Genomic DNA, 12,134 nt, shown 5'->3' with positions numbered 1-12,134 from the left:
CCGCCTGGCTGCCCCGGCCCGCCCGTACGTCGCACTCGACCGCCCGCACCCTGTGCGCGCGGTGCCGTCCGCATTACGCTTGCCCGACCATCGCACGAACCGTTGGAGAGCGAGACTTCGTGGCCTGTGACCTGTGGCTGGTCCCCCTCGTCGATGTGCTGTGCCACAGCCCCGACAACCCGTTCGCCGAAGAGATCGCCGTCTACGACAAGGCGCTGACCGAGGCGGGGCTGCCGCCCGTACCGGTCTACGCGTACATGCCGGGACTCACCGGGGACGTCGCCCCGGTCGCGGGCTTCGACTACGACGCCCTGCACTTCCTGCGCCGCGCCTACCTGCTCCAACTGAGCGGTCTCGCCGTCACGCCCGTCGGCGAACTGGGCGGGGACTACGAACAGTTGCTGGAGATGTTCGAGCAGAGCGCGCAGGAGTCGCACCTGGTCTGGCACTACGACCACGCCGGGGCCTACGTCCCGGTGGACTTCCCCCATCCGCTCTCCGACGACCAGCTCCTGGAGGGTGGCGGCCCGCTGGGCTCCTCCCACGGCTTGCTGCGGGAGCTCGAGTTCGTCGCCCCGTCCCTCGGCATCGACCCGGCCAACCCGCCCCCGGCACCCCTGCCGCCGGCCGGTCCGACCACGCTGGAGGAACGGGCCGCCCCGGTTCCGTACGACGACAGCCCCTTCGCCCGGGAGCGGCACGTCTGGCTGGGTCTGCACGCGGCGGCCACCCGCAGCCTCGCGCAGGGCTCGATGATCATCTTCAGCTGACCCGCACCGCCCGCCGCGCCGCCCGGCTGACGAGCACCGCCCGCCGCACCCGGCTGCCGTCCCGCCGCCCGGCCGGCTGCCGTCCCGCCGCTCCCGCGACGGGTGGTGCCCGGGCTCAGCGGGGCGGCTCCGGAGGACGCTGGCGCGGCATGTTCGGCCGGGCCACCGGCAGGGTGAGCCGGCCGGGGGCGGCCCCCGGCTCGGGGCGGCCGCCGGGCCCCCCCGACACCAGCGACTGCATTCCCATGGGTGCGGGCCCGGCCCGGAACTCCACCATCCAGTCCGCCGTCTCCATGCGGACGAGTTCGGTGATGTCCTCGGAGAAGCGGCGCAGGACTCCCAGGCACCGCTCCGCGGCCTCGCTCGCGGTGCCCTCCGTGGGACCGAGCACCTCCCGGACGCACTCGGAGGACCAGTCGAACTGCAGCACCTGCAGGCGCCGCTGCACGGCCTGTGCCGTCGCGAGGTTCCTTATCCAGCCGGACGTCAGTCCGAAGTACCGGTCGCACGCCATGCAGGCCGCGCCCAGCAGCAGCGACAGGTAGCCCCAGCCCGCCGAACCGTGCAGTTCCCCGGTCAGGTCGAGCAGCGGGAGAGCCGCACCCGCGACCACACCCGCCGCCGTGCCGAGCCGGAGCAGTCTGGCCGTACGCCGCTTACGGACCCGGTCACGCAGGTACCAGTCGGCGGTCTCCATGGCCCCGGCCTCCACCCAGCGGTAGAGCTCGTCGAGCCGTTCGGCGGGCTCGCCCCAGTCGCCGAGGGGGAAGGCGCGGCCGGTCAGGTCCCGGGGGCTCGCACCGCTGCGCGGACCGGACCGATCGGTTCCGGTGCCTGCACCGGATCCCGCGCCGGGCTCCTTGCGGGGCGGCCCTTCGGGCTGCATCTCCGGCTGACTCACCGGGGCACTCCTCTGCACTCTGCGTTCGGCGCGTATCGACGCGGGATCGGCACGGTTCTCGGTCACGGGAGGACGTCTACCGGCATATGACCGGGGTTCCCGCCCGTGTAACTCTGCGTTACCTTCACTATGTGTATGGGTACGGATACGCATGCTCTTCCTACCGCCGAATGGTGGGCCGCGTGGTCGAAATCGCGGGATTCCCGGATGGGTACGGCCTCTGGTCAGGTATAGGAGCAGGGCAGGCAGTTTCCAGAACTCACCCGAAAGAGTTGGTCCCCGGCGGGTGGGGCGCGGCGTCCGGCGAACACGTAGGCTCGGCATACCGAAGCATTCCGTCGTCGATGTGCCAGGAGTGACCGTGATTCCCGGTGGTGGCCAGCCCAACATGCAGCAGCTGCTCCAGCAGGCCCAGAAGATGCAGCAGGATCTTGCCGCGGCCCAGGAGGAGCTGGCCAGGACCGAGGTCGAGGGACAGGCGGGCGGTGGCCTCGTGAAGGCGACCGTGACCGGTTCCGGCGACCTCAGGGCCCTGGTCATCGATCCGGGCGCGGTGGACCCGGAGGACACGGAGACGCTCGCCGATCTCGTCGTCGCGGCGGTCCAGGCGGCGAACGAGAACGCGCAGCAGCTCCAGCAGCAGAAGCTGGGCCCGCTGGCCCAGGGCCTCGGCGGCGGCGGCATGCCGGGCCTTCCGTTCTGACCCTGTAGCTACTCAGGCGTTCCGGATACGGTACGAGCAGGAAAAAAGGAAAGGCGTTCCGTTGTACGAAGGCGTGGTTCAGGAGCTGATCGACGAGCTGGGCAGGCTGCCGGGCGTCGGTCCCAAGAGCGCGCAGCGGATCGCCTTCCACATCCTGCAGGCCGAGCCCACCGACGTGCGCCGCCTGGCCCATGCCCTCCTCGAGGTCAAGGACAAGGTCCGCTTCTGTGAGATCTGCGGCAACGTCGCACAGCAGGAGCAGTGCGGCATCTGCCGGGACGCGCGCCGCGACCGGTCGGTCATCTGCGTGGTGGAGGAGCCCAAGGACGTCGTCGCCATCGAGCGGACCCGTGAGTTCCGGGGTCGCTACCACGTGCTCGGCGGCGCGATCAGCCCGATCGAGGGCGTCGGCCCCGACGACCTGCGCATCAGGGAACTGCTGGCCCGGCTCGCGGACGGCTCCATCACGGAGCTGATCCTCGCCACGGACCCCAACCTGGAGGGCGAGGCCACCGCGACGTACCTCGCCCGGATGGTCAAGCCGATGGGGCTGCGTGTCACGCGGCTGGCCAGCGGGCTGCCCGTGGGCGGCGACCTGGAGTACGCGGACGAGGTCACCCTCGGACGCGCCTTCGAGGGAAGGCGGCTGCTCGATGTGTGACCCGGCGTCTGACTGTGGCTTTACGTGTGGTGGCGCTATGTTCTACCCACCGTTCGCGACCCTGCCCACGGGAGGTCCCCTCGATGTCTGACGCCACGCTGAACACCGTCACGCAGGATCCGGACGACTTCGCCGTCCAGATCGCGGATCAGATCAAGACGTTCATCGTCGCGGTCACCGAGGTGTCGAAGGCCGAGGAACCCGAGAAGGCCGTCCCGGTCCTGCTCCTCCAGGTCTCCCAGCTCCTGCTGGCCGGCGGGAGGCTCGGCGCCTACGAGGACATCCTCCCGGACGAACGCTACGAGCCGGACCTGGACGACGAACCGGACGCCGACGGGCTGCGTGAGCGCTTCGCGGAGCTGCTGGAGCCCATCGACGTCTACTCCGAGGTCTTCGACCCGTACGAGCCCCGCAAGGCCCCCGTGCCCCACCGCATCTCCGACGATCTGGCGGACCTGGTCACGGACCTGGGCCACGGACTCGCGCACTACGAGGCGGACCGCACGGCGGAGGCCATGTGGTGGTGGCAGTTCTCCTACTTCTCCAACTGGGGCTCCACCGCGTCGGCCGCCCTGCGCGCGCTCCAGTCGCTGATCGCCCACATCCGGTTGAACCAGCCCCTCCAGGAGCTCGACGGCCTGGACACGGACCAGGATCCGGACGACGGGGACCTGGCCGAGGAGGCGGGACGTGTGATGGCGGAGGAGATCGCGGGGCCGCTGGGCCTGCGGCCGGTCCTGTAGCTCCTCCAACCCCTCATGCCGTCCGTCCGGGGCGCTTCCGGCGCCGTCCGTGCGGGGCGGGTGGGGCTGCGTCCCCGTTCGGCGGTGTGCGCCCCGGTGGGCCCCTTGAGCGGCCCTGTACCGCCTGAGTCCCGCCCTGAGCCTTGGCCGGGACGGCTTCGTGACCGCTGAGCCTGCTCGTGCGGCCCTGTGCCGGTGTGCGGTGGCCTGCGGAGTGCGGCTCTGCGCCTCGTCGGTGCCCGCTGTGTCCTGAAACACAAAAGGCGTGCGGAGGGGGTAAGAGGGCAGCAGCCCCCGTACGAGCAGTTCGGGACGACGGTCCGTACCAGGTGGTGGGCGGGACATCTCACCATCCGGTACCGACGGGTTGATTCCGGGCTGCTCGTTAGACTGAGCCGACCGCACCATTATTGAGCGAGGAGCGCACGTGGGCCTTGTCGTGCAGAAGTACGGAGGCTCCTCCGTAGCCGATGCCGAAGGCATCAAGCGTGTTGCCAAGCGAGTCGTCGACGCCAAGAAGAACGGCAACCAGGTGGTTGTCGTGGTGTCCGCGATGGGCGACACGACGGACGAGTTGATCGATCTCGCCGAGCAGGTATCCCCGATGCCGGCCGGGCGTGAGTTCGACATGCTGCTGACCGCCGGAGAGAGGATCTCCATGGCGCTGCTGGCCATGGCGATCAAAAACCTGGGCCACGAGGCCCAGTCGTTCACGGGCAGCCAGGCCGGTGTCATCACCGACTCGGTCCACAACAAAGCGCGCATCATCGATGTCACGCCCGGTCGCATCCGGACCTCGATCGACGAGGGCAACATCGCCATCGTCGCCGGGTTCCAGGGTGTGAGCCAGGAGGGCAAGAACATCACGACCCTCGGTCGCGGTGGTTCGGACACGACCGCTGTCGCCCTGGCCGCCGCGCTGGACGCCGAGGTCTGTGAGATCTACACCGACGTGGACGGTGTCTTCACCGCCGACCCCAGGGTCGTGAAGAAGGCCCGGAAGATCGACTGGATCTCCTTCGAGGACATGCTGGAGCTGGCGGCGTCCGGTTCCAAGGTGCTGCTGCACCGTTGCGTCGAGTACGCACGCCGTTACAACATCCCGATCCACGTCCGCTCGTCCTTCTCCGGACTGCGCGGCACCTGGGTCAGCAACGAACCACAAGGGGACCAGCAGGTGGAGCACGCCATCATCTCCGGAGTCGCCCACGACGTCTCCGAGGCCAAGGTCACGGTCGTCGGTGTTCCCGACAAGCCGGGCGAGGCCGCAGCGATCTTCCGCGCCATCGCGGACGCCGAGATCAACATGGACATGGTGGTGCAGAACGTCTCCGCCGCCTCGACCGGGCTGACGGACATCACGTTCACCCTGCCCAAGGCGGAGGGCCGCAAGGCCATCGACGCCCTGGAGCGCAGCCGCGCGGGCATAGGGTTCGAGTCCCTGCGCTACGACGACCAGATCGCGAAGATCTCCCTCGTCGGTGCGGGCATGAAGACCAACCCCGGGGTCACCGCGGGCTTCTTCGAGGCGCTGTCCGAGGTCGGAGTGAACATCGAGCTGATCTCGACGTCGGAGATCCGTATCTCGGTGGTCACCCGCGTCGACGACGTCAACGAAGCCGTGCGCGCCGTGCACACGGCCTTCGGTCTCGACAGCGACTCCGACGAGGCCGTCGTCTACGGCGGCACCGGCCGATGACAGGACGCCGCCCTTCGCTCGCGGTCGTCGGCGCGACCGGGGTGATCGGCGGCGTCATGCTCCAGATCCTTTCGCAGCACGAGGACGTCTGGGGCGAGGTCAGGCTGGTCGCCTCCCCCCGTGCGGCCGGCATGAAGCTGGTCGTCCGGGGCGAGGAGACGGAGGTCCTCGCGCTCGCCGAGGACGTGTTCGACGGGGTGGACGTCGCCCTGTTCCTCGTGCCGGACGAGGTGTCGGCGCAGTGGGGGCCGGTCGCCGCCGCCCGGGGTGCCGTGGTCGTGGACGACTCGGCGGCGTTCCGGCTGGACGAGGACGTGCCCCTGGTGGTCCCCGAGATCAATCCCCATGCCGCGCGGCTGAGACCGCGCGGCATCGTCGCGTCGCCGAGCTGTACGACGTTGTCCCTGATCGTCGCGGTCGGCGCGTTGCACGCCGAGTTCGGACTGCAGGAGCTGATCGTCTCGTCCTACCAGGCGGTGAGCGGTGCAGGCCGGGACGGTGTCGCCGCACTACGTGAGCAGCTGGCCCTGGTGGCGGGCACGGAGCTGGGCACGCGCCCGGGAGACGTGCGGCGGGCGCTGGGGGACGGGGACAAGAGTCCTTTCGCCGCCCCTGTCGCGCTGAACGTGGTGCCGTGGGCCGGGGCCGACGCCGGCGACGGCTGGTCGTCCGAGGAGTTGGCGATCCGCCAGGAGTGCCGGAAGGTCCTGGGCCTGCCGGATCTGAGGGTGGCGGCGACCTGTGTCTACGTACCCGTCGTCGCGACGCACTCCATGTCCGTGCACGCCCGGTTCGAGAACGAGGTGTCCGTGGCCCGGGCACACGAGATCCTGGCGACCGCCCCCGGAGTGGTGCTCTTCGACAGCCCGGCGGCGGGCGACTTCCCCACGCCGTCCGACGTCGTCGGCACCGATCCGACCTGGGTGGGCCGGGTCCGCCGGTCGATGGACGATCCTCACGCCGTCGAAATGTTCATCTGTGGCGATAATCTCCGAAAAGGCGCGGCTCTCAACGTGGCCCAGATCGCCGAGTCGGTGGCCGGGGAATTCTCTCGTACCTGATCGAACCTGTTTTGTAGGATCTGTGTGCGCCCTGTGGGCAAGTTGCCGGTCTGAATCTCTTGAGCTGGGGCGTTGTCGTATCCGACGATGATCTCCTGGCCCCCCGCAACCGCTAGACGGATGCGAAGCGTCTAAGCCGTCACTTCTTGCGTGGCTGGATACGTTTTCGGGGCATTCGGGGAAGAGCAGGTACGAATGAGGGCATGTCGCACAGCATCCAACGCGGTGCCGTACGCGTACAACCCTGACGGGGGGAAGCGTGTCCAACTGGCGTGGCAGAGGTTCTCGACATCACAGTGGCGGGCCCGTTGCGAGGCGCTTCGGTGCGTCCGCTCCGGCGGCCCCGCGCAGCCGGCGGTATGCCGGTGATCGCGCCCATGCCCGCCGCACGACCCACCCGGCTGCCGTCGCAGCGCGGCGGGGGCGTTGAGGAGACCGTGGCGGCAGGAACGACGGTCGACCATCTCACCGAGACCTACCGCGCCCACTACCGCTCACTGCTGGGCCTCGCCGCGCTCCTGCTCGACGACACCGCGTCGTGCGAGGACGTGGTGCAGGAGGCGTTCATCCGGGTGCACTCGGCGCGGAACAGGGTGCGCGATCCGGAGAAGACGCTCGCGTACCTCCGCCAGACCGTGGTCAACCTGTCCCGCTCCGCGCTGCGCAGGCGCATCCTCGGGCTCAAGCTCCTCTCCAAGCCGATGCCCGACATGGCCAGTGCGGAGGAGGGCGCGTACGACCAGCTGGAACGGGACGCGCTGATCAAGGCCATGAAAGGGCTGCAGCGCCGCCAGCGTGAGGTGCTGGTGCTGCGCTACTTCTCCGACATGACGGAGGCCCAGGTCGCGGAGACGCTGGGGATATCGCTCGGCTCGGTGAAGGCGTACGGCTCCCGGGGCATCGCGGCACTGCGCGTCGTGATGGAGGCGCAGGCATGAGCGGGCCCGAGCACAGGCACGACGATGACCGGACTGGAAACGACATTGTGAACCACGCGCCGGATGACACCCCGAACACCGAACCGGAGCAGGACGGTGAACGGAAGCAGGATCAGGACGCGGTCGACAACGGGGAAGCCGCCTCAGAGCCCGCCGCACGAGGTGCGGACTCGCCCGACGCCGGAACGGGCACCCCGGCCCCCGGTAGCCGGGCGTCGGACGGCGAGGCGTCGGAAGTTGAGGCGCCGGACGGCGGGATCTCGGACGGCGGGGTCTCGGACGGCGGGGTCTCGGACGGCGGGGTGTCGGACGGCGAGGATGTCGCCGCACCTGCTTCGGGCGGTCGGGCCGCCGGGTCCGACGGCGGCACGCTGACCGATCTGTTCGCAGGCACAGGAGCAGGCACAGGCGGCGGAGGCGGGAAAGGCGGCCCTGCTGCAAGCGGCTCCGGCGGCATGAGCGGCGGCGGCAGCGGGGACATGGACGAGGTCGCGCTGCGCCGCATGCTGCGCGGGGCGGTCCAGGGCCTTGAGCCTGCCGACGGAACCCTCGATCATCTGCACCGCGCGGTGCCCGCCCGGCGCGCCAGGCGGCGTCAGGGAGTCGTGGGTGCGGCGGCCGCGGCGCTGCTGATCGGCACGGCGGTCCCCGCTTTCGTCCACGTGGCGAACTCGGACGGTGCGGCCAACGCCAACCCCGCCATCGCCGGTCATGGTCAGCAGGCGCAGGGGGGCAGTGGCGACGACGCCGGCGCCGAGGCCGATGGAGGAAAGACGGCGGGTCCGGAGAACCGCCAGAGCGAAGGTGCCGAAGGAGAGACCGGTAACCCGACGGCGCCGACGCGAGGAACCGTCCCGGGATCCGAGAGCAGCGGCGCCGAGGGCCGTGACGAACCTCCGGGCGCCGAAGCGGCCGCCACCACGGCCTGCGATCCCGACCAGCTCGGGGTCGCCTCAGCGGACGCGGGTGCGGCCGGCGCGGACGGCACGGTGTACGGGACCTTCAGGATCGCCAATGTGTCCGGCGACGCGTGCTCGGTCACCAGCAACGGCACGGTCGGCTTCCAGGCGGCGGGCGCCGCCGACCCGATGAAGATCACGGTGGTGCAGCACACTGCGGGCGACCCGGCGGGCGGGCTGCCCGATCCCTCGCTGGAGCCGGGAACCGTGTTCCTGAAACCGGCGATGACGTACGAAGTGCGCTTCGCCTGGGTGCCGTCGGACACCTGTCCCACCAGCGGCGGCTCCCCCAGCCCGACGCCCACGGACGGCGGTGGGGGCGGTGGCGAGGGCACCGGGACGGACGCGGGTACGACGGACACCGCTGTGCAGTTCGGCAGCACGGACGACGGCCCGGCGGACGGCAGCATCGCGGTCACACACACTCCGGAGGCGGGTGCGCCGACCGCGGAGACCACGATCGCCAATGCGTGCGCCGGCACCATCTACCGCACAGGTGTGCTGGACCCCTCATAGCGGAGTTTCGAATTCCGGGTTCGGTACGGGGCTCGGAGACACAGAAACACGGAGACGGGCGGGCCCCGCCAGGCACTCACGCGCCACGGTGGGCACGCCCGTTCCGTCCTGGTGCCGTCCGTCCGGTTCCGTGGCCGGCGGCCCCGGCGGGTGCAGCGGCGATGCAGGCACTTCGGCGCAGAACCCCGGTTGTGCGTGCTTTCAGTCAGTCGCAGGTCCCGACGACTCGCCTGCCGCGAGTGATCCCTGCGGTGCCTGCTGAGTTCGGCGTTGCCCTTGCGTGTCTGCTGGGTGCGGCGTGATCCCTGCGGTGTCTGCTGGGTGGGGCGTGATCCCTGCGGTGTCTGGTATCTGTCGGGGGTCCCGATGGTCTCTGCTGTGCGTCGCGCAACCCCGGCGGTGTGCGCCCCGGGGTCCGTCAGTCGGCGTCGGCGGCGAGTCCGAGCTGCACGTCGCGAGCGGCTTCCGCCTCGCGACGCATCAGCCGGAACCACATGAAGAGCACGAAGCCGCCGAAGACGAACCACTCGCCGGTGTAGCCCAGGTTCTGGAAGGCCTTCAGGTCGAGCCCACTGCCCTGCGCCGCCGCCGCGGGCACGGGTCGCAGGCCGCCGCCGTCCGTGCCCCCCGCCTTCGCCTCCGACGCGGGCAAGGTCACCCAGGCGTCGTAGACGTCGTACGGGACGAGGTTCACGAGGGACGCCGCGCTGATCATGCCGAGCTGCCCCTCGGGGAGCCCGCCGTCGAGGTCGACACCGGTGGTGCCGCTGTTCTCCGAGGCCTGCAGATCACCGGTCACGGTGACTTCGCCGGCGGGCGCCGGGGGCACCGCGGTGCTGTCCGGCGTACCCGGCAGCCAGCCCCGCACGACAGGCAGTGCCTTGCCGCTGTCGGTACGCAGCAGATCCAGTACGTAGAAGCCGCTACGGTCGTCCAGCTCGCGCCCGGGGACCAGGAACTGGTCGGCGTACGTCCCGCTCGCCACGGCCGGACGGCCGGAGGTCTCCGTACTGACGGGGAGGAGATCGTCCAGCGGCTCCGGGGAGCGGGTTCCTGGATCGGGGCGTTCCTCCGCCTCCTCGTGCGTCTGCACACGGTCCTCGAAACGTCCGAGCTGCCATGTGCCCATGAACACGCAGAAGGGGATGGCGAGCACGACGAAGAGGTTGATCCCCCACCACCGCGGGGTCAGCAGGAACCGGTACACCCCTCCACGGTACGGTTCCCCGCTCCGGGCCCCCGGAGCGGGGTGCACCATTTATCCGGTCCTTATGCCGTAGGCCACTGCCCTTCGCGGCGTCACCCCTGGTCCCCGGCCTGCACCGGCCCGAGGTGGCGCAGCGCGAAGTCCAGCTCCAGCCGCACCTGCTTGATCCGCTCCTCGACGACGAGCGAGCCGTGGCCAGCGTCGTAGCGGTAGACCTCGTGGACCGCGCCCCGGGCCGCTAGGCGGTCCACGTAGTTCTCCACCTGACGGATCGGGCAGCGCGGGTCGTTGACGCCTGCGGAGATGTAGACCGGGGCGCGCACCGCGTCCACGTAGGTCAGCGGCGACGAGGCCTCGAAGCGTTCGGGCACTTCCTCCGGCGTCCCGCCCAGAAGTGTGCGGTCCATCGCCTTCAGGGCTTCCATCTCGTCGTGATAGGCGGTGACGTAGTCGGCGACCGGGACAGCGGCCAGCCCGAGGGCCCAGGCATCCGGCTGTGTGCCGAGTCCGAGCAGGGTCAGATAGCCGCCCCACGAGCCACCGGCCAGCACCAGGCGTTCCGGGTCCGCGAGCCCTGACTTCACCGCCCAGTCCCGGACAGCCGCGATGTCCTCCAGCTCGATCAGCCCGACCCGGTGCTTCAGCGCGTCCGTCCAGGCGCGGCCGTAACCCGTGGAACCCCGGTAGTTGACCCGCACGACGGCGAAGCCGTGGTCCACCCACGCGGCCGGGCCCGAAGCGAAGGCGTCACTGTCGTGCCAGGTGGGCCCACCGTGTATCTCGAAGACCGTGGGGAACGGGCCGTCGCCGGTGGCCGGAGTCTGCACCAGGGCGTGGATGCGGCCCCCGGGGCCGTCCACCCAGGCGTCCCGCACGGGCACCGAGGCCGGAGCCTTCGCACCCGGAGGATCGAGAACGACCGAGCCCGTGGTGGACCGCACGGCGGGCGGTTGTGCGGCCGAGGACCACAGGTACTCCACCGTGCCGTCCGGGCGGGCCGTGGCGCCCGACACCGTCCCGGGGGGAGTCTCGACCCGGACCGGCCCGGGGGCGCCCGGCTCGTACCGCCACAGCTCGCTGCGCGCCTCGAAGCTGTGCTCGATCAACAAGGCTGATCCGTCCGGATACCACTCGGCACCGGCGTCACCGGGCAGATCGACGTGCAGGTCCGTCTGCGTCCTCGCCACCGGGTCCCAGATCATCGGCTCCCACCGCCCGCGCCGCTGGTGCCCGATCAACAGCCGGGTGTCTCCGGCGACCGGCGCGAAGCCCAGCACCGAGAGGCCCAGTTCCTTCGTGCCGCCCTCGGTGTCGTCCAGTTCGGCGACCGTCGAACCGTCGGCGCGCACCACCCGCACCGCGGAATGCATCGCGTCGCCGTGCTCCGTGTGTTCCAGGGCGATCAGCGATCCGTCGTGGGACAGGTCACCGACCCCGGCGGACTCCCTGTGGCGGTAGATCTCGACCGGCTCCTTCCCGGGGCGCACCAGGTGAACGGTCGTGCCGTCCTCGTCCGTGGAGCGGCCCACCACCGCCGTACCGTCACGGCCGATCGCGAGGCCGGCCGGGTAGGAGGGCTCCAGGCCGGGTGTGGCCGGCTCGTCCGCACCGCCGTCGAACGGCTGCCGCATCCACACGCCGAACTCGTCGCCGTCGGTGTCGGCGAACCACCAGATGGCCTGGCCGTCCGGTGTCAGCACTCCGTCCGTCGTCCCGTTTGGCCGGTCCGTGACCTGGCGCTGCCTGCCGGTCGCCCGGTCCCAGGCGTACAGCTCGTACGTCCCGGTGGCGTTGGAGACGAAGAGTGCCCGGTCAGGAGCGTCCTCGGCCCAGTCGGGCAGAGAAACCCGCGCAGCGCGGAAACGCTGTTCCCACTTCGGAGGCCCTTGCTCCCGCTCCGGCACGGACGCGTCGTTCTGTGTGTCGCTCATGCCCCCATCCAACCCGATGTGACGCATCACCGGGCGGCCTGTGGA

At 70.5% G+C, this 12,134-nt stretch carries 11 protein-coding genes; 8 read left to right on the top strand and 3 right to left on the bottom strand.

Annotated elements, in window-relative coordinates; genetic code table 11:
- Positions 1–119 precede the first annotated feature (119 nt).
- Positions 120–770: a hypothetical protein gene (locus ACHFIV_RS30810; RefSeq protein ID WP_398975823.1), complete on the top strand. Its 651-nt coding sequence runs from the start codon at positions 120–122 to the stop codon at positions 768–770.
- Between the two features lie 115 nt (positions 771–885).
- On the opposite strand, the gene ACHFIV_RS30805 is transcribed toward ACHFIV_RS30810, so the two are convergent.
- Complete coding sequence (locus ACHFIV_RS30805) at positions 886–1,671, bottom strand: SLATT domain-containing protein (RefSeq protein ID WP_398975821.1); 786 nt, start codon at positions 1,669–1,671, stop codon at positions 886–888.
- 361 nt (positions 1,672–2,032) lie between these two features.
- Between ACHFIV_RS30805 and ACHFIV_RS30800 the strand changes: the two genes are divergently transcribed.
- From ACHFIV_RS30800 to ACHFIV_RS30770, 7 genes are all read left to right on the top strand, one after another.
- Positions 2,033–2,374 carry a YbaB/EbfC family nucleoid-associated protein gene (locus ACHFIV_RS30800; protein WP_398976592.1) on the top strand — a complete coding sequence of 114 codons (342 nt, stop codon included), beginning with the start codon at positions 2,033–2,035 and terminating at the stop codon, positions 2,372–2,374.
- A 61-nt stretch (positions 2,375–2,435) separates the two neighbouring features.
- Positions 2,436–3,035 carry a recombination mediator RecR gene (recR, locus tag ACHFIV_RS30795; protein ID WP_099173476.1) on the top strand — a complete coding sequence of 200 codons (600 nt, stop codon included), beginning with the start codon at positions 2,436–2,438 and terminating at the stop codon, positions 3,033–3,035.
- Positions 3,036–3,118: 83 nt separating this feature from the next.
- Complete coding sequence (locus tag ACHFIV_RS30790; RefSeq protein WP_398975819.1) at positions 3,119–3,778, top strand: DUF5063 domain-containing protein; 660 nt, start codon at positions 3,119–3,121, stop codon at positions 3,776–3,778.
- 427 nt (positions 3,779–4,205) lie between these two features.
- Positions 4,206–5,477 (top strand): aspartate kinase, encoded by a 1,272-nt coding sequence (locus ACHFIV_RS30785; protein WP_398975817.1) that lies wholly within the window; start codon positions 4,206–4,208, stop codon positions 5,475–5,477.
- Complete coding sequence (locus tag ACHFIV_RS30780) at positions 5,474–6,538, top strand: aspartate-semialdehyde dehydrogenase (protein WP_398975815.1); 1,065 nt, start codon at positions 5,474–5,476, stop codon at positions 6,536–6,538. The genes ACHFIV_RS30785 and ACHFIV_RS30780 overlap by 4 nt, the downstream gene beginning before the upstream one ends.
- Positions 6,539–6,897: 359 nt before the next feature.
- Positions 6,898–7,476: a SigE family RNA polymerase sigma factor gene (locus ACHFIV_RS30775; RefSeq protein WP_398976590.1), complete on the top strand. Its 579-nt coding sequence runs from the start codon at positions 6,898–6,900 to the stop codon at positions 7,474–7,476.
- Entirely contained in the window at positions 7,473–8,951 is a 1,479-nt protein-coding gene (locus tag ACHFIV_RS30770) for a hypothetical protein (RefSeq protein WP_398975813.1), read from the top strand. Before ACHFIV_RS30775 ends, ACHFIV_RS30770 begins: the two co-directional genes overlap by 4 nt.
- A gap of 418 nt (positions 8,952–9,369) precedes the next feature.
- Here ACHFIV_RS30770 and ACHFIV_RS30765 read toward each other — a convergent pair whose 3' ends face one another.
- Together ACHFIV_RS30765 and ACHFIV_RS30760 are read right to left on the bottom strand one after the other, a co-directional pair.
- Positions 9,370–10,158: an SURF1 family protein gene (locus tag ACHFIV_RS30765; RefSeq protein WP_398975811.1), complete on the bottom strand. Its 789-nt coding sequence runs from the start codon at positions 10,156–10,158 to the stop codon at positions 9,370–9,372.
- Between the two features lie 92 nt (positions 10,159–10,250).
- Positions 10,251–12,089, bottom strand: a complete 1,839-nt coding sequence (locus ACHFIV_RS30760) for a S9 family peptidase (protein ID WP_398975809.1) — start codon at positions 12,087–12,089, stop codon at positions 10,251–10,253.
- Positions 12,090–12,134: the final 45 nt, after the last annotated feature.

Source organism: Streptomyces sp. ALB3 (assembly GCF_044385685.1).
Classification (GTDB): Bacteria; Actinomycetota; Actinomycetes; order Streptomycetales; family Streptomycetaceae; genus Streptomyces.
This window is presented reverse-complemented; position numbering and strand designations above follow the sequence as displayed.

What these genes read in the sequence shown, in the direction of transcription:
- ACHFIV_RS30790 (WP_398975819.1), top strand. Translation starts at nt 3,119, where the DNA reads ATGTCTGACGCCACGCTGAACACCGTCACGCAGGATCCGGACGACTTC.
- ACHFIV_RS30780 (WP_398975815.1), top strand. Translation starts at nt 5,474, where the DNA reads ATGACAGGACGCCGCCCTTCGCTCGCGGTCGTCGGCGCGACCGGGGTG.
- ACHFIV_RS30775 (WP_398976590.1), top strand. Translation starts at nt 6,898, where the DNA reads ATGCCGGTGATCGCGCCCATGCCCGCCGCACGACCCACCCGGCTGCCG.
- ACHFIV_RS30770 (WP_398975813.1), top strand. Translation starts at nt 7,473, where the DNA reads ATGAGCGGGCCCGAGCACAGGCACGACGATGACCGGACTGGAAACGAC.
- ACHFIV_RS30760 (WP_398975809.1), bottom strand. Translation starts at nt 12,089, where the DNA reads ATGAGCGACACACAGAACGACGCGTCCGTGCCGGAGCGGGAGCAAGGG.